Origin of the sequence: Campylobacter concisus, from assembly GCF_002165775.1 — a bacterium.
Classification (GTDB): domain Bacteria; phylum Campylobacterota; class Campylobacteria; order Campylobacterales; family Campylobacteraceae; genus Campylobacter_A; species Campylobacter_A concisus_E.
Window position 1 is genome coordinate 120,683 of record NZ_NDYP01000002.1, and the last position, 16,832, is coordinate 137,514.

The following is a 16,832-nucleotide window of genomic DNA, read 5'->3' on the forward strand; positions in this document are numbered from 1 at the left end:
ATAGTAATTAGATCATAGTTTTTGGAGAGTAAGATGTTTAAAGACCAACAAGCAAATATAACATTTGAACTAGCAAGTGAGCACCTGAATGCTCATAACAGTAGAGAAAACCGACCAAAATATCTCATGCCGGGATACTACTTAAATGAAAATTTTTGCGTATCTAAGCCAGTGGAGTATATAAGGCTAAACGAGCTTAGTTTTGATGAGCTGTGGCAAAAAAGAAGAGATGAGATGAAGAGTGAAGTGGTGCGTAATGGCAAAACAAAGCTGGTGGATATAGAAAGGGGCAAAAAACCACTCAAGCAAAACTGTCACTATGAGTGCGTCATAGGGCTAAATGAGCATACAAGTGTTTCAAGCCTGCTACGCTCCATAAAGGCAGTAGGAGAAATTTTAAACATAGAGCCCATAAATGTCTATATACATAGCGATGAGGGCCATCTTTTAAGAAAGCGTGATAGTAAAGAGATATATCCACTCTTTCGTGATGAAAATGGTAAGCTAGGTGGTACGTATGTGACTGATACAGACGGCAGAGCATACTACATACATATCAAAGAAAACAAAAAAGGCGAACAGTACTATGAAAAAGGAGCGGAGCTAAGATATGATGAGTTTGAGCCTATGTTTCAAAGGCATGCACACGTAGAGTGGAACACTCTAGTATCTAGCAGAAACCAGATGCAAAGGTTTAAAAGATACAGTGCTGATGCAAATTTAGATGCTAAGACTGTTTTTAAAAATGTATATAACACAAATGCTGAAATTTTAGGTATGAAAAAAGGCAGTGGCAACAGCAAACACAAAAAACTAAAAGAGTTTAGAGTGGCTAGTGAAAACGAAAAGCTAGCTAGTCAGATAGAAGAGCTAAAAAGTCTAGTAGAGCAAAAGGAAGCTCAGATGCAAAGCGCCTTTGAAACTGAGGTAAAGCAAAGGGATAAGATAAGAGAGCTGGCTATACAAAACGAAGGGCTGAAATCTGAGATAAAGGAGCGTATAGAACTATACGCTATGAAGTTACTTGAGCTACTAGATACTAAAGATGAGCTCGCACTAGCAAATGAAACACTTGCCGAGAAAGATATTGAGATAAAAAATTTAATAGATGAGATATCTTACAAAGATGAAGAGATAATGGCAGCTAGAGAAGAGATAGAACAAATAAAAGAGCAAATGCGTAATATAGAATACAAGCAAGAAGCAAGTATAAAACCTGCCAATACAAAAGGCAAAAGTCGTGAGGTGTATGAATTTGGGATGTGAAATTGACAATAAGTTATCAAATATGATAATATAGCCAACATGAAAGATCAATTATGGAAAATTACATTTTATGATAAGAGTGTTGAAGACGAGACACTATCTTTGCCAGATACGATACTAGCTAATTTACTTAGAGTACTTGAAATGGCAAAAGAGGTTGGACCAAATTTGGGTAGACCGCATAGTGCTCCTCTTGGAAATGGGCTATTTGAGTTTAGGGCAAAAGGCAAAGAAGGTATTGCAAGAAGTGTCTTTGTAAATGTTATAAATAAAGAAATAGTGATTTTGCATACGCTCATTAAAAAATCAGACACCATTCCTAAAAAAGATATGAAGATCATTATGCAAAGAGCAAAGGAGATAAAATGAGACCAACATTTGAGGACTTTAAAGAAAAAGCTCTAAAAAGAAGCGAGGTAAAAAAAGAATACGATAGGCTGGAGATTGAATTTGAGTTAAAACTAAAGCTTATAAAGATCAGAAAAGCTGCAAATCTAACTCAAGAGGAGATGGCTAGCAGGATGAATACTAGTAAAAGCAACATCTCAAGATTAGAGAGCCTAAACTCTAAAATTTCACCAACAATCTCTACTTTAAATGCCTATGCAAATGCTGCGGGATATAGGCTGGATGTAAATTTTGTGCAGTAAATTTTAGTGGCGTATAGGTTAGTGAAAGTATATAAAAATTTTTATGAAAGAATGTATGTGGAGGCTGATGTGTTTGGGTTTAGGGTACATTTGATATTTTATAAAATCTGTCCTGATTTAGGACAAAATTCTTCCAATAAAAATGTTATTTATAGTTTAATAAAAAGGGCTAGAGTGTGTTACATAGAATTTGGACTTTTGTTACAGAAAATAAGTAAAAATAAAGCTTTACAATGTATAATTGTAAAGTTCATAAAACACGTCTATATAAGCGTTTCTGAAAGGTTAAATGTGTATCAAAACGCCAAAATGGCGGAGTGTCCCTCTCTGTCCGCCACTGCTTATAAATAATCATAAATTTTTATTATCATTTCATATTATTTTTTGAATATCTTTATATAAATTTTTCGCGTTAGAAAATTGCTTACCTAGAAAAACTTAACTATAAGTTTGTAGATTTTAGACTGATGATTTTTTGTGAAATTTATAAGTAAAAATTTTATAGTGATCACACATTTTTAAAAAATTATGATTTTTTTGGTTATATTGTTGTTTCAAACTAATTAAAAATATCTTAAATTAAGTTTTTATTATAAAAAGTATTATATTTTACATGACTAATTATATTGACAATCAAAAAGCTATTTTTTTGATAAAAGCTCAGAATTCGCTTTTTACAAACTATTGACATTTGGAATTTATATATTTAATTAATATATTTTTTTCTTAAAAGATAAAATTTCTCATATAAAGTTATATCTTATAAAGATAGTATATAATCACGCAAAAATTTAAATAATACAAAAAATAATAAGGAGTAATCTTGGCTAAAGAAGCTGGAGTAGTAAAATTTATTAGTGGCAAGGCAGTTGCTATCGATCAAAACGGAAATGAGAGAGAGCTAAAAGTAGGTGACATCCTTTATATGGGAGAGAGCATCAAGACAAGTGATACCGCTGATAAAATAACAATCGTTTCAAATAATGGAAAAGAGATTACGATTGTAGGCAATGATACGCTTGCTTTAAATCAAAGCACCATAGGCGCGGAAGGTTTGGCAGATATTAGTGATTTGCAAAATGCTATTTTAAATGGTGGAGATCTAACAAAACTTGAAGAGACTGCTGCTGGTGGAAACACTGCTGCTGGTGGTGGAGATGGTGTTAGCCTAGGTGATGCTAAATTTGCTGAGGGCGGTCACTACTCAAACGTTAATGCAACATATAGAAATTTAAGTGATACAAACAGAGCTTTTGCATCATACGACAGCCCAATAAGCGGATACAATGGTGGAGATGATACTATAATCCCAAGCAATCCTCTTGTAACTTTTATAAGCGATCTTAATAACGATGGTACTTTAAGCAGGGTTGAGCATGCACGCGATACAAATTTAAACACATCAAAAGTTCTTATTACAATTCCAAATGATGGCACAGTAAGGGCCGGAGATATACTAAATATCACTATAACTAAGCCAGATGGTAATACTGAAAATAAAACAATTCCTATCACTCCAACTATCATAAGCAATGGTTATCAGTTTGATGCACCAATACAGACTGGCAAAATTTCAAAAGTTGATGCAACTATTACAAATTTTCAAGGAAATGTTAGTGGTAGAAGTGAAGATAGCGTAACTTCAAGTGGCTTTAGTGCTCCAGAGGTTAAATTTACAGAAGATAACAGCCCTGATAATAATCTATTAACATATACTGAAAATGCTAAAGATGGCAAATTAAATGAAACTCCAGTACTTATAACTGTAAAAGATGTGATTGTCGGAGATGTGCTTCACGTGACTTTAACAAAGCCTAATGGCACAACCGAGGTTAGAAATGTATCTATTGATCAAAACATAATAGATAATGGATATAAGATAGATAATATGCCAGTTGAGCACGGTAAGCCTTCAAAAGTAGAAGCTTATGTAGCAGATAGCACAAACACGATGAGAAGTGCAACTGCAAGCGACTCTACTACTCTTGATGTAAAACCGACTTTAACATTTACAGAGGATCAAGATAACAATGGCTATTTATATGATCCAGAAAATAGTCAAGACAATGACTTTAGAAGCACGACAGTAGAAATAACTCTACCAAAAGATGTAGTTATTGGCGATAAAATCGTTATAACTTATACCGATCCACTAACTAAGCAAGATACAACAAAAGAAATTTCTCTTACACAAGAGATGATTGATAGTCAAAAAGTAAATACCTCTCTTCCGATATTTCCAGATGTAAGAACATCAGCTAGTGTTCATGTGGTAGATAAAAACAATGTTCGAAAAAGTGAAGAGTCAGATCAAGATAGTGTAATGCCTATTGGCAGAAATTTAGAAATGACATTACCAGAAGAAAAGACTCTTCATGAAATTTCAAGACAAGAGAGTATGGATGAGCATGAAGTAAATGAGACAACAGCTCTTATAAGACTTCCGAATAAAATAGATAATGGTGACATAGTTACACTTACTATAAACGAGCCTACAAATGGAGTTTATACAAGAAATTTCACTATAAATATGAATGATAAAGGTGAGGTAACAAGTATAACAGAGATCGGCAATGGCGGACAAAATTTCCCATTGACAAAAGAGAGTTATAATCAATACTCATTTAAAGTACCAGGCTTTGATCTAAGAAATGGACAAGATACGACTATCAGAGCTAGCATCACAAACATGACACCAGGCAGACATACATCTATAAATGAGTCAGAAGTATCGGCTAGTTTAGAATATGTAAAAAAACCTGAAGTTATCTTTGGGGAGGCTAATGGCACTAGGAGCATGAGCAGAGAGCAAGCTATGAGTGATCATGATCTTAATAGCACAACAGTTACCATCAAGCTTTCTAAAAATGCAGTAAGTGGAGATAAACTAACTGTAACTATAAAAGAGCCAAATGAAGCTACTGCTAGAGAAATAAAATACACTATTGGAAAAGATAATAATGGTAAGTTCTTTGTAAAAGATAGCGATGGCAATAAAATAGATACAGAAACAGATGGTAGAAGCTTTAAAATTTCTGGTATTAAAACAGCAACTGGTCTAGAAACTAAAGTAACAGCTGAGATAAAAGATAAAGACGGTATTCAGCATGCAGAAGATACAAGCACAGTTACTATCTCAAATATAAACGATATGGCGGTATATTTCAAAGAGGATGCTGACCGTAACGTATCCTTAACGAGAGCAGAGAGCAAGGACGCAGATGGCGACCTACATAAAACGACAGTAGTAGTAAAAGTGCCAAATAACGTTATAGTTGGTGATATGGTAACTGTAAAAATAGATAATGGCACTTCACCTAAAACTTATAAGGTTACAGGTAGAGACCCAAGCGGTAAAATCATGCTAGAAGATACTTCTACTCATGCTTCTATAACTGCAAGTGATAAAAATGAGATAGAAATTCCTGGCGTAGAGATCATTGCTGGCAAGACCATTAATGTAACCGCAGAGACCACCGATGCAAGCGGTGGTAAAAAAGCTGAAGCACAAAATCATAATACTCTTGAAAAGCTTCATGAAGATATGGAGATAACTTTTGAAAAAGATACCGATAATGATGGCATTTTGGGTAGTGCAGAGGCAACTGGAGCGACTACTATAGCAACTATCAAGCTTCCTTCAAATTTTGTTTTAGGTGATAAATTAATAGTAGAGTCACATAACGAAGATACACCAAACAATAAAACAACTAAGACATACGAGATAGTAAAAGATAATAACGGCAAATTGATAGCCAAAAATGGTAGTGAAGAGCTTGATATTACCGATGATGCTGACGGCAATAAGGTGGTCAAATATACACTTGGCTTAACAGAAGATCATAAGACTATCATTAATGCTAAGGTTACTGATAATACTGGCGCTGATAAGGTTGAGACAAATAGCGATATTACGCTTGATGCTCAAGGTAGCGGCTCTGGAACAGGCTTTAGGCTATTTATTGATGAGGATAAAGATAGAAACGGAGTTCTAAGTAGAGATGAAGCTATGAAGGATGGAAAATTAAATACCACTTCGGCGACACTTCAAATCCCAACCACTGTAAATAGTGGCGATATTATAAAAGTCAAGGTAAATGGTGGAGCAGAGAAAACTTATACCGTTGCTTCAAATGATGGTGCAAACGTTACCATAAAAGATGCAGGTGGCAGCCTTGTCGCACTTGAGCCAGGAAATAAACTAAAAATTTCTAATGTTCATATAGATAAAGATCATCCAGCAGTGGTTGAAGCTACTATAAATGGAGTAACAAAGACAGCTAAAGCTACACTGGAGTCAGTAGATACTAAAAATTTAAAGATTGAATTTGTTGAAGATAATGCAAGTAGAGACAATGTAATAGACAGAGATGAAGCTATTTTGGACAATGATATAAAAAAGACAATTATAAGCGTTCAGGTGCCGCATAATGTCACAAATGGCGATAAGGTAGCAGTAACAATAAAAGAGCCTCAAGCTAATGGTACAACAGGGTCTAGAACCATAACTTATACAGTTTCAAAAACTGCTAATGGTAAAATTTCATTAACAGATGATAGTGACACTACTCATACTCCACATGAACTAGAAAATAACACTATAAAAATTCCTGGTGTTGCTATGCTTCCAGGTCGCGAAACTAGTGCAGTAGCTACTATAACAAATGGTGCTGAGACTACAACTAGTAGCGAAGCAAAAGCTAAACTTGCACCTTTAAGTGAAGCAGGATTAAGTGTAAGCATAGTTGCTGACAAAAATGACAATGGCATTATCTCAAGAGATGAGTCAGGTAGTAAAATTTCAAAGGTTTATGTTTCTATCCCAGGAAGTGTTATAGCTGGTGATAAGATAGATGTCAAGATAACAAATCCTAATGGGTCTATCTTAACTAAACATTATGAAGTTATGGGAAAAGATGTAAATGGAAAAATTAAACTTAAAAATTTAGATGATGGTTCTCAACAAACGCTTGATAGAGATAATCCACTTGAACTTGATGCTACTATCGCAGTTGATAAAGAAACAAAAGCTGAAGTTACCCTAACTGACACATTTGGTGAGAGCAAAACAGTAAGCGATACGGCACATGCTGAAATCGATGCTATAAGAGGCATCATGTTTAATAAAGATATAAAAACCTCAGAAAGCGGTGAGAGATCTACTACGGTTAAAGTTTATCTTAATGAAGATGCTAGAGATGGAGATACGGTAGAGCTTAAGTACACTGATCCAGACAACCATGCATTAACTAAGACCGCAACATATACTCTATCAGCTGCAGATATAGCAAAAGGCACATTTGACCAAGAGCTTGATATCAATGCAAGATCAGCCTATGATCTAAATGTTAAAGCCTCACTTAAAACTTCAGATGGCTTAGAGTCTAAATCTTATGAGCCTTATAAACCACTTCATATAGGCGTTGAAAACTATACGGTTAAATTTGACGCAAGTAAAGATATGAAAGGTGGCGAAGGTCATGATACCTTGGTGTTTGATAAGCAAATAGTTGATCTTAGAGGCATTGCTAATCTTGATTCAAAAGTGGAAAGCTTTGAAAACCTTGAGCTTAAAGGAGAAACAAAGATCAAATTTAATGCACAAAATATCCTTGATATCACTGATAATCCTGACACGGTGCTTAAGATAAAAGGTGGTGATGTTGATGCTAATGGCAATAAAATCACAAAAGTTGATCTAGTTCATAAATGGACCGCAGATCATTCATATGATACTGCTGGATTTAAAGGCTACTCAAGCATTGATCAAATAAATGGAAAAACTATCCATATCCAAATAGACGATAAAATCCAAACCGATCTTTAATCCCCAAAATGAGTGCGTAAATTCGCACTCATTCCAAACTCAAACTCACATTATTTTTTAAGTCTTGTTTTACTAATATTTGCTCCTTAAAGGAGAAAATATGAAAAATTTAATAGCCGTTATTATAGTTATTGCTGCACTTGCTTTTGGTGCTTTTAAGTATATAAATTCATTTGTTGCGCTTGATGAAAATGTAAATGCAAAGTGGTCACAGGTGTTAAATCAATATAAAAGAAGAGCCGAGCTTGTACCAAATTTGGTTGAAACTGTAAAAGGCTACGCAGCTCATGAGCAAAAAATTTTTGAAGATGTGGCAAATGCTAGAAGCAAGAGCATGCAAGTAAGCGTTGATGCAAGTGGTCTTAGCGATGAAGCTAAGATGAAAGAATTTATGACAGCACAAAGCTCATTTGGCTTGGCGCTTGGCAGGCTTATGGCAGTTAGTGAGAACTATCCAGAGCTAAAAGCAAATCAAAATTTCTTATCTCTTCAGAGTCAGCTTGAAGGTACGCAAAACCGCATAAGTGTAGCAATGCATGATTATATCGAAGCTGTAAAAGAATATAACGTAGCCCTTAGAAGCTTTCCAAATAAATTTATAGCAAGTGCTTTTTATCCTGAGCTAAAGCCAAAACAAAATCTTGAAATAAGCAACGAAGAGAAGATAAATCCAAAAGTTTCATTTGAGAAATGATGAAGAAAATTTTTGCTTTTTTATTTTTTACATTTTGCTTTTGTTTTGCCATAAATTTTAACGAGCAGATAAATGACGAGGCTCAAATTTTCTCTAAAAATGAGAAAGCTGAGCTTTTAAGCTTAGTGCAAAATTACGAGCAAAATAGCACGACGCAAATTGCTATCGTGACGCTTAAATCACTAGAAAATAAAAGCATAGAAGAGATCTCTCTTGAGATAGCTAGAGGCTACAAGCTGGGACAAAAACAAAGCAGTAATGGAGTGCTTTTAATAATCGCTCCAAACGAGAGAAAAGTACGTATAGAAGTTGGTTATGGGCTTGAAGGCGTACTAACCGACGCTATATCAAGCCAGATCATAAATGATGTGATAGTGCCTAAATTTAAGCAAGGAGATATGGGCGGTGGCGTGATAGATGGCATAAGAGCCATCATAAAAGTGGCTAGTGGCGAAGAATTTGAAAGTGTGAGTGATGATGAAGAGATACCATTTGGAATAGTTGCCTTTTTTGCTGGCATGATCTCGTGTTTTGTCTCTGGCTTTTTAGGTAAATTTTTTATGCGAATTGGCTTTAGTGCGTGTTTTGCAGGGCTTACATCTACGGTATTTGAGCAATTTTTTGGCGTAAAAAATTACTTCATTGTCTTTGCCATTGTATTTGTAATATTTTTTATTATTTTAAAAAATGCCTTTAAAAAAAATACTCAAAGCAAAAATACACACAGTGACTTTAGGCGCGATAGATCAGACTCAAATAGTAGTGGCAGCGGCCATTCAAGCAGTTCAAGAGGTGGTAGCTTTAGTGGCGGCGGAGGCGGTTTTGGCGGAGGTGGAGCAAGTGGCAGTTGGTAAAATTTCATCAAAGATTAGCTTGTAAAGCTCAAACCCTTTAAAATATATAAAAACTTAGGAGCAAAGATGCTAGCTGGCGAGCTACTTAAAAGCCATTTTGCTAAATTTGATCTAGTGACGGTGCTTAGTAAATTTTTAGAGCAAAGTCATTTTGATAAAGAAAAATTTGATCTGCTTAAACAAAATAACTTTAAAATTTTAGATAAAAATATAAAACAAGAGATAGTTGGGACTGCTGGCTTTAAAGAGTTTTTTGATAAGAAATTTCAGAGCTTTTTATGTGAGCTTATGCAAAGTAAAGTTTTAATTGTTTCTGGCAAAGAGTATAAATTTAGCGAGATTGAAATTTATACTTGTTTTGACGCAAATACCTACAAAAGGCAGTGTGAAGCTGGAGAGATTTACTTTCATAACTTTGGCTTTGACATATCTTTTAAAAGCGAGCCATCGCTTTATGGTGGCGTTTTAGTAAGAAGCCTAAAGCCTTCAAATGGGCAAAATTTTATCTTTGGGCCAAGAAAATGTGCCTTGCATATCTTAAATAGCAAAATGAGCAATTTAAACTTTGATCTAGAAGAGGCTAATTTTAGAAAAGATGAGATTACTTTTACGTCACGTATTAGATCATTTGGCGATGAAAATCAGCAAAAAAATGATCGTCTTAGAGCATTTACTGCTGAGTTTGAAAAAGCCTTAGAGTGCGATGAAAATTATAAAAAGAGATTAAATGTCTATAAAAAGGGGTGAAATTTATCTTTTTATCAGCTTTTGCGGTGAGGAATTTAGCCAAAAAATGTTAGATAAAAAAGATCGCAGAAGAGTAAAAAAATACCCAAATTTAATAAAACAAAACTCATTTAAAATATCTCGCTACTTAAAATTTAAAGCAAAGATGAGAGGTAGAATCTGTTTTTCTCATAAAGAAAATATCGCAGTTTTAGCCATTTCAAAAGAAAAGATCGGAGTCGATGTAGAAGAGCTAAAGCAGAGAAATTTTGACGCAGTAGCTAGCTTTTGCTTTACAAAAGAAGAGAGCAAAAATTTGGCAAATGCAAAAGATAAAACGCAAAAATTTTATGAAATTTATACCGCAAAAGAGGCGATTTTAAAGCTTAAAAATTTATCGTTTAGCGATCTTGGTACTACCAGCTACGATGAAATGGCAAAAAAATACTTAATTATTAATAATTCATTTATTATTTGCCTTGCATTTAAGCAATGCAAAGATATAATTATTAAACTTTTGTAATTTTTAACATTAAAAGGTAAAGATTGCTTATAAAAAAAATAGTCATGATCCTTGCTATTTCGCTTTTTGCTCTTGGATGTGCAAAGAAATTTGATACGCCACAGATGGCAGATTTTGACTTAAAAACATTTAAGGTAAGCTCATCAAAAGGTCTACTTTTGCTTTACGTGCAAAATAGCGAGAACGAGTATAAATTTAGCCTTGTAAACGCACTTGGCGCGCCAGAAGCCAGGCGAGTTTTAAAAGATGGTAGCTTTAAAAATTTAGGTTTTTTGCCACCAAATAGCGCCTACAATGAACTTTTTATAAAAGTGCTAGAGATGATAAAAGATGAAAAAAATGAGCAAAAATTTATGATAGATGATCAATATTATAAGGTAGAAAGTGTTGATCTACATTAGCAAACCAGCCATTATTAGTGCAGCAGGGAGCAGTAGTGATGAGAATTTGAGCTCGCTTTTAAGTGGAAAGAGATTTCTAGGCCTTAGCAGTGAGTTTCATCCTGAGAATAAATTTTTAGTAGCGAAATTTGATAAGGCACTGCCAGAGTTTGCCAAGAACACAAAAGAACACTTCAAAACAAGAACCAATGCTTTGCTTCTAAACACGCTTCTTGAGCTTGACGATGAGATAAAAAAGGCTATCAAAAAATTTGGTAAGAGCCGTGTAGGTGTTATTTTAGGCACTACAACGAGCGGAATTGAAGAAAATTTTTGGACTTTTAAAGAGTATATAAAAACTGAAGTTTTTGATAAAAGCAAGTTTGGCATAGATAGAAACTGTCTTGCAAATGTGACCGAATTTGTGAGCGAATTTTATGGACTAGAAGGTCCAAGTTTTTGTGTTTCAACTGCCTGTACTTCTGGTGTTAAGGCGATTATTGAGGCACAAAGACTAATAAAAAGCGATATTTGCGATGCGGTTATATGCGGTGGCGTCGATAGTTTAAACACCTTAACCATAAATGGCTTTAACTCACTTAGCATTTTAAGCCAAAAACCAAGCGAACCCTTTTCTAAAAATAGAGAGGGCATAAACATAGGCGAGGGAGCTGGGCTGTTTTTGCTGAGCCGTGATGAAATTTCAAACGTCGTTGTTGCTGGCTCAGCCTCAAACTGCGACGCTTTTCATATGACTCAGCCTGATTTTAATGCTAAAATGGCAATTTCTTGTATAGAAGAAGCTTTAAAAAAAGCTGGCATGAGTGGCGTGGATTATGTAAATTTGCATGGCACCGGTACGCAAGCAAATGACAAAATGGAGGCAAAAGCTGTAAATTTAACGCTTGGCTTTGCATATGCTAGCTCGTTAAAGCCGCAGATCGGACACACGCTAGGAGCTGCTGGAGCCATCGAGAGCGCCATTTGCGTGATGCTTTGCATGCAAGAAAATAGCGCCTTGCCACCGCATGTTTATGACGGAGCTTACGATGAGGAGCTCGAGCGTCTAAATTTAGTAAAAAGTTGCACGAAATTTGACGTAAAGACGGCGATGTCACTATCTTTTGCATTTGGCGGAGATAACGCCGCAATAATTTTTAAAAGAGTGAGATGATGATAAGTGATTATTTGCCGCACAGTAGCGCCATAACCCTGATCGATGAAATTTTGGAATTTACGCCTTGTGAGAGCATCAAAGTAAGAAGCGTGATAAATGATCAAAATCCATTTTTAGAAGATGGGAAATTTCATACACAAAAGGCTATCGAAATGATGGCTCAAAGCCTAGGGATCTATGACTCAAAGATGCGTGAACTGCGCGGCGAAAAGGCGATATTTGGCTTTTTGCTTGGAAGTAGGAAATTTGAAATTTTTAGGCCGTATTTTAAAGTGGACGATGAGATAGTGATCATCTCAAACTGCTCGATCCAAGATGAGAGTGGATTTGGCGTTTATGACAGTGAGCTTTTTGTAAACGGCGAGCTTGGCGCAAGGGCGGTTTTAAATGTGATGAGCCCTGATGAAGAATTTGTAAAAAAGGCACTTAGTGAGTAAGAGAGTATTGATAACTGGATCAAGCAGGGGCATAGGAGCTAGCATCGCTAAATGCCTAGCTAGCGAGTACGAAGTGGTGCTTCATGCAAGAAGTAAGAGCGATGAGCTTTTAAAGATGGCTAGTGAGCTTGGGGCTAAATTTTTGATATTTGACGTGGCTGACACCGCTGCAGCAAAAGAGGCGATAGAGGCCGACATGGAGGCAAATGGCGTTTACTATGGCGTCGTTTTAAATGCTGGCATAACAAGAGATAACACCTTTGTCGGTCTTAGCGATGAAGAGTGGTTTGACGTGATAGATGTAAATTTAAATGGCTTTTATAACGTGCTAAGGCCAACTTTGATGCCGATGATAAGGGCTAGAAAGCCAGCTAGGATAGTGACACTAAGCTCTGTTTCAGGGGTTATTGGCAACAGAGGTCAGGTAAACTACTCGGCTAGCAAAGCTGGCATCATAGGAGCTAGCAAAGCCCTTGCAGTTGAGCTTGCAAGTAGAGGCATAACAGTAAACTGCGTGGCCCCAGGGCTTATAAAGACAGATATGAGTGAAGAAATTTTAAATAGCGACTTTTTAGATGAGGTGCTAAAAGCCATACCTGCAAAAAGAGCTGGCGAGGCCAGCGAGGTGGCATGGCTGGTAAAATTTCTACTAAGCAGTGATGCTAGCTATATCACAAGGCAGGTCATCGGCGTAAATGGAGGACTTTGCTAATGCGTGTATTTGTCACAGGTATCGGCACTGTCAGTGCTTTTGGCAATAGCTGGGAGGAGATGAGGGCTAAATTTCTTGAAGGCAAAAATGCCGTCAGATATATGAGCGAGTGGGATGGCTATAAGGATCTAAACACGCGCCTAGCAGCGCCTATCATAGACTACAAACACCCACAGGAGTGGGACAGAAAACAGTTAAGAAGTCTTGGTAAGGTCTCGTGTTATAGCGTACATGCGGCTGGACTTGCTTTAAAAGACGCTGGCTTGCTAAAGGGCGAAGCTTTGATGGCTACAAATTTAGACCCAAGTGTGCAAGATGGCAGGATGGGCGTAGCAAGTGGCTCAAGCACTGGCAGCACGGACTCCATCCTTGATATGGCAAAACTAGTTTTGGACATGGATAGTGGTTTTAACGCAAATACTTACATAAAAATGATGCCTCACACCACAGCGGCAAATATTGCACTATTTTACTCACTAAAAGGCCGCATCATCCCTACATCTTCGGCATGCACAAGCGGTTCGCACGCCATTGGCTACGCATACGAGAGCATAAAAAATGGCAGCATAGATATGATGCTAGCTGGTGGAGCTGAGGAGCTTTGCGTGAGCGAGGCGTACGTCTTTGACAAGCTTTACGCGACTAGTGTCAAAAACAGCACGCCAAATTTGAGCCCAACGCCATTTGAAAAAGATAGAGATGGCTTGGTGCTTGGCGAGGGGGCTGGATTTTTAGTGCTTGAAAGTGAAGAGAACGCCTTAAAAAGAGGAGCTAAAATTTACGCTGAGGTTGTTGGATTTGGCTCGACGTGTGATGGCACGCACATCACTAGGCCACAAAGTGCGACAATGAAAGCGGCGATGAGTCTAGCGCTTCGTGACGCAAATTTAGAGCCAAAAAGCATAGGTTACGTAAATGCTCATGCGACTGCGACAAAACATGGCGATATAGCTGAAAGCATCGCCACAAATGAGCTTTTTGGAGAGGATATCGCCATTAGCTCGCTTAAAAGTTATCTTGGTCACACGCTTGGAGCTTGCGGCGGACTGGAGGCGATCGCTTCTATCATGATGATGAGAGAAGAGCTATTTTTTCCAACTATAAATTTAAACGTGATCGATCCAGAGTGTGCAAAGCTAAACTATTTAAAAGAGCCAACCCCGATAAAAACGGACTTTGTGATGAGCAATAACTTTGCATTTGGTGGTGTAAATACATCTTTGATATTTAAAAGAGTTAAAAACATTTTTTAAAAAGGATAAACATGAAAAAATTAGTTTCATTAGTTGCCATTTTGGCATTTGCTACAAGTCTTAATGCAAGAGATGATGTGAAATATCACTCACTTGATTTCCTAAATGGCCCAAAAGCTAAAAATTTCTTACTTCCAAATGTAAGTATCAGCTTTGGCACAGGCTATAGCGGTCAGGTAATCGTAAAAGATCTAACATCAAATAAAAAGACAAATGGTTTTAATAAAAGTGATGAAGAGGCATGCCAAATTGCACTTCTTTCGGCTTTAAAGACTTTCCAAGAAAGAGCATTAAAAGAAGGCGGCACAAAGGTTGTAAATCTAACTGGCTACTACAAAAAACAGCCATTTAACTCAAAAACTCAGTTTCAATGTGGAAGCGGCGCTTTGATGTCTGGCGTTACTCTAAAAGGTGATATCGCGAAATAATGAAATTTCAGGTAGATTTTTTTGATGCGATAGCTTATGGCGATGTCGGCGAGGATCTAGCTAGATATAAAAAAGAATTTGATCTAGCAAAGATCCCACCGATTCAAAGAAGAAGATTGAGTAGTGCTGCAAAGTGCGCTTTTAGCTTGCTTGGTGGTTTTGACGAGCTTGATATGCCAGTTATTTTTAGCTCATATGAAGGAGAGATAAATCGCTGCTTTGAGCTAGAGACTACACTGGCAAAAGCTGAGCCTGTTTCGCCTACATCGTTTTCACTTTCTGTGCATAACGCTATCTCGTCACTTCTTAGCATAGAAGCTAAAAATCACAATGAAATTCTTGCCATATCGTCATTTAGTCCAGTTGAAGATGCCTTGCAAGCGGCATTTTTAAGACTAAATGATGGATATGAAAAGGTGCTAATACTTGCCTATCATGAGTCGATAAAGCAGAGTTATTTTGATGAGAAAAAGCCGTCATTTATGCTCGCTCTTGTTGTCTCAATGGCAAAAGATGAGAGAGTTTTAACTCTAAAAAGAGCTAAAAAAGAAAAAGAAATTTGCGAGAATTTATTACAAAACTTTATTGTAAATTTTGATCCAAAAATATCAAAAAGCTGGCAAAGTTGTAGTTATTCTTCATCTTGGAATTTTAGCTATGAGCCTTAAAATTTTAAGAGCTGGATTTTTATTTTTCCTTTTTGCGATCATTTGCATAAGCGGAGATTTACTGCTTGTGCCAGTGGTGCTTTTGAGGCTAAATAAATTTAAATTTATACAAAATTTATGCCGTGATCTAGTTAGAATTTCTTGGGGATTTTTTATAAAAGTTACTAAAATTTGTGGGCATCTGGACTATAAATTTGAGCTTGGTGAGCTAAATGGCGGATCAAATTTAGTCATAGCAAACCACCCTTCGCTTCTTGATGTGGTCTTTTTGATCTCAAGATTTAAAAGGATAAACTGCATCGTAAAGGGCGAGCTTGGTAAAAATATATTTTTATTTGCTGCAATTAGAGCGTGCAACTATATACCAAACACAAATAATGAGGAATTTTTACAAAAAAGCGTAGAAGTTTTAAAAAGTGGTGAAAATTTATTAATTTTCCCAGAAGGCACACGTACGAAAGATAAAATTATTTTTCATAAGGCAGCTGCTCACATAGGTGTAAAAGGCGCTAAAAATATTGTATGTATCGGCATCAATATGCATCCAAGAAGTCTTAGAAAAAATGAACCATGGTACAAAATACCAGATGAAAAGATAAAATATCATTTTAAAGAGATGAAAAATTTTGATGTTGATATGTTTTTACAGGATAGGCCAAGTCCGGTAAGGGCTAGGGCAATGCATGATGAGATAAGTAAAATTTATAAGGAGGAATTTGGTGAAAGAGCTAGTTAATGAGATAAAAGAGTTGATCATCACAAGCTTAAATTTAGAGGATATGAAGCCAAGCGATATTGATGAGAATGCGCCACTTTTTAATGATGGTCTTGGGCTTGATAGCGTTGATGCTTTAGAGCTTGGGCTTGCGGTGCAGAAAAAATATGGCCTTGTGCTTGACTCAAAGAGTGCAAATCTAAAAGAAATATTTTTTAGCGTATCTTCTCTTGCAAAATACATTTACGAAAATAGGAAATAACGATGAGTGAAAAAGAAATTTTTGAAATTTTAAAGAAAGCCTTGATCGATCTTTTTGAGATAGATGAGAGCAAGATAAAGCCAGAGACTAGGATATATGAGGATTTGCAGATTGATAGCATTGACGCTATTGATATGATTGACTACATCAAACGTCAAACCGGACATAGGCTGATGCCAGAGGATTTTAAAAACGTAAAAACGCTTGATGATATCGTAAAAGCCGTAGCAAAGAAATTTGAAGCATAAGATAGTAAAAGT

Annotated in this window: 18 protein-coding genes; all 18 read left to right on the forward strand. The window is 36.3% G+C overall.

Going from position 1 to position 16,832, the window contains the following annotated elements; translation table 11 throughout:
- Positions 1 to 33 precede the first annotated feature (33 nt).
- The 18 genes from B9N66_RS01605 to B9N66_RS01695 all read left to right on the forward strand — a co-directional run bounded on the left by B9N66_RS01605 (position 34) and on the right by B9N66_RS01695 (position 16,820).
- Positions 34 to 1,266 (forward strand): hypothetical protein, encoded by a 1,233-nt coding sequence (locus B9N66_RS01605; RefSeq protein ID WP_087579617.1) that lies wholly within the window; start codon positions 34 to 36, stop codon positions 1,264 to 1,266.
- A 39-nt stretch (positions 1,267 to 1,305) separates the two neighbouring features.
- Positions 1,306 to 1,635, forward strand: coding sequence for a type II toxin-antitoxin system RelE/ParE family toxin (locus B9N66_RS01610; protein WP_087579618.1), 330 nt, complete (start codon positions 1,306 to 1,308; stop codon positions 1,633 to 1,635).
- Positions 1,632 to 1,916: a helix-turn-helix domain-containing protein gene (locus tag B9N66_RS01615; protein ID WP_084041731.1), complete on the forward strand. Its 285-nt coding sequence runs from the start codon at positions 1,632 to 1,634 to the stop codon at positions 1,914 to 1,916. The genes B9N66_RS01610 and B9N66_RS01615 overlap by 4 nt, the downstream gene beginning before the upstream one ends.
- Positions 1,917 to 2,739: 823 nt before the next feature.
- A complete protein-coding gene (locus tag B9N66_RS01625) occupies positions 2,740 to 7,743 on the forward strand; it encodes a retention module-containing protein (RefSeq protein WP_087579620.1) in 5,004 nt (1,667 codons plus the stop codon).
- A 100-nt stretch (positions 7,744 to 7,843) separates the two neighbouring features.
- Positions 7,844 to 8,437, forward strand: a complete 594-nt coding sequence (locus B9N66_RS01630) for a LemA family protein (protein ID WP_054196173.1) — start codon at positions 7,844 to 7,846, stop codon at positions 8,435 to 8,437.
- Entirely contained in the window at positions 8,437 to 9,291 is an 855-nt protein-coding gene (locus B9N66_RS01635) for a TPM domain-containing protein (RefSeq protein WP_180382047.1), read from the forward strand. Before B9N66_RS01630 ends, B9N66_RS01635 begins: the two co-directional genes overlap by 1 nt.
- 66 nt (positions 9,292 to 9,357) lie before the next feature.
- Positions 9,358 to 10,038 carry an ABC transporter substrate-binding protein gene (locus B9N66_RS01640; protein WP_087579622.1) on the forward strand — a complete coding sequence of 227 codons (681 nt, stop codon included), beginning with the start codon at positions 9,358 to 9,360 and terminating at the stop codon, positions 10,036 to 10,038.
- Complete coding sequence (locus tag B9N66_RS01645; RefSeq protein ID WP_087579623.1) at positions 10,019 to 10,540, forward strand: 4'-phosphopantetheinyl transferase family protein; 522 nt, start codon at positions 10,019 to 10,021, stop codon at positions 10,538 to 10,540. The genes B9N66_RS01640 and B9N66_RS01645 overlap by 20 nt, the downstream gene beginning before the upstream one ends.
- 23 nt (positions 10,541 to 10,563) lie before the next feature.
- Positions 10,564 to 10,941 carry a hypothetical protein gene (locus B9N66_RS01650; protein WP_257639741.1) on the forward strand — a complete coding sequence of 126 codons (378 nt, stop codon included), beginning with the start codon at positions 10,564 to 10,566 and terminating at the stop codon, positions 10,939 to 10,941.
- Positions 10,925 to 12,094 carry a beta-ketoacyl synthase N-terminal-like domain-containing protein gene (locus B9N66_RS01655; RefSeq protein WP_257639742.1) on the forward strand — a complete coding sequence of 390 codons (1,170 nt, stop codon included), beginning with the start codon at positions 10,925 to 10,927 and terminating at the stop codon, positions 12,092 to 12,094. Before B9N66_RS01650 ends, B9N66_RS01655 begins: the two co-directional genes overlap by 17 nt.
- The gene (locus tag B9N66_RS01660) at positions 12,094 to 12,534 is read left to right on the forward strand and encodes an ApeP family dehydratase (RefSeq protein WP_257639743.1); all 441 of its coding nucleotides are present in this window, start codon (positions 12,094 to 12,096) and stop codon (positions 12,532 to 12,534) included. Before B9N66_RS01655 ends, B9N66_RS01660 begins: the two co-directional genes overlap by 1 nt.
- The gene (gene fabG, locus B9N66_RS01665; RefSeq protein ID WP_087579625.1) at positions 12,527 to 13,246 is read left to right on the forward strand and encodes a 3-oxoacyl-ACP reductase FabG; all 720 of its coding nucleotides are present in this window, start codon (positions 12,527 to 12,529) and stop codon (positions 13,244 to 13,246) included. Before B9N66_RS01660 ends, fabG begins: the two co-directional genes overlap by 8 nt.
- On the forward strand, positions 13,246 to 14,499 hold the full coding sequence (locus B9N66_RS01670) for a beta-ketoacyl-ACP synthase (protein WP_087579870.1): 1,254 nt from the start codon (positions 13,246 to 13,248) through the stop codon (positions 14,497 to 14,499). Before fabG ends, B9N66_RS01670 begins: the two co-directional genes overlap by 1 nt.
- A gap of 11 nt (positions 14,500 to 14,510) precedes the next feature.
- Positions 14,511 to 14,927 carry a hypothetical protein gene (locus B9N66_RS01675; RefSeq protein WP_021090821.1) on the forward strand — a complete coding sequence of 139 codons (417 nt, stop codon included), beginning with the start codon at positions 14,511 to 14,513 and terminating at the stop codon, positions 14,925 to 14,927.
- A complete protein-coding gene (locus B9N66_RS01680; protein ID WP_087579626.1) occupies positions 14,927 to 15,595 on the forward strand; it encodes a beta-ketoacyl synthase chain length factor in 669 nt (222 codons plus the stop codon). The genes B9N66_RS01675 and B9N66_RS01680 overlap by 1 nt, the downstream gene beginning before the upstream one ends.
- Positions 15,522 to 16,331: a lysophospholipid acyltransferase family protein gene (locus tag B9N66_RS01685; protein ID WP_257639744.1), complete on the forward strand. Its 810-nt coding sequence runs from the start codon at positions 15,522 to 15,524 to the stop codon at positions 16,329 to 16,331. Before B9N66_RS01680 ends, B9N66_RS01685 begins: the two co-directional genes overlap by 74 nt.
- Positions 16,315 to 16,572: a phosphopantetheine-binding protein gene (locus B9N66_RS01690; RefSeq protein ID WP_021090881.1), complete on the forward strand. Its 258-nt coding sequence runs from the start codon at positions 16,315 to 16,317 to the stop codon at positions 16,570 to 16,572. The genes B9N66_RS01685 and B9N66_RS01690 overlap by 17 nt, the downstream gene beginning before the upstream one ends.
- 2 nt (positions 16,573 to 16,574) lie before the next feature.
- Positions 16,575 to 16,820, forward strand: coding sequence for an acyl carrier protein (locus B9N66_RS01695; protein WP_021090641.1), 246 nt, complete (start codon positions 16,575 to 16,577; stop codon positions 16,818 to 16,820).
- Positions 16,821 to 16,832 lie beyond the last annotated feature (12 nt).

Coding starts and splice junctions, on each gene's coding strand:
- B9N66_RS01605 (WP_087579617.1), top strand. CDS start 34: ATGTTTAAAGACCAACAAGCAAATATAACATTTGAACTAGCAAGTGAG.
- B9N66_RS01610 (WP_087579618.1), top strand. CDS start 1,306: ATGAAAGATCAATTATGGAAAATTACATTTTATGATAAGAGTGTTGAA.
- B9N66_RS01615 (WP_084041731.1), top strand. CDS start 1,632: ATGAGACCAACATTTGAGGACTTTAAAGAAAAAGCTCTAAAAAGAAGC.
- B9N66_RS01630 (WP_054196173.1), top strand. CDS start 7,844: ATGAAAAATTTAATAGCCGTTATTATAGTTATTGCTGCACTTGCTTTT.
- B9N66_RS01635 (WP_180382047.1), top strand. CDS start 8,437: ATGAAGAAAATTTTTGCTTTTTTATTTTTTACATTTTGCTTTTGTTTT.
- B9N66_RS01640 (WP_087579622.1), top strand. CDS start 9,358: ATGCTAGCTGGCGAGCTACTTAAAAGCCATTTTGCTAAATTTGATCTA.
- B9N66_RS01645 (WP_087579623.1), top strand. CDS start 10,019: ATGTCTATAAAAAGGGGTGAAATTTATCTTTTTATCAGCTTTTGCGGT.
- B9N66_RS01660 (WP_257639743.1), top strand. CDS start 12,094: ATGATAAGTGATTATTTGCCGCACAGTAGCGCCATAACCCTGATCGAT.
- B9N66_RS01670 (WP_087579870.1), top strand. CDS start 13,246: ATGCGTGTATTTGTCACAGGTATCGGCACTGTCAGTGCTTTTGGCAAT.
- B9N66_RS01675 (WP_021090821.1), top strand. CDS start 14,511: ATGAAAAAATTAGTTTCATTAGTTGCCATTTTGGCATTTGCTACAAGT.
- B9N66_RS01680 (WP_087579626.1), top strand. CDS start 14,927: ATGAAATTTCAGGTAGATTTTTTTGATGCGATAGCTTATGGCGATGTC.
- B9N66_RS01695 (WP_021090641.1), top strand. CDS start 16,575: ATGAGTGAAAAAGAAATTTTTGAAATTTTAAAGAAAGCCTTGATCGAT.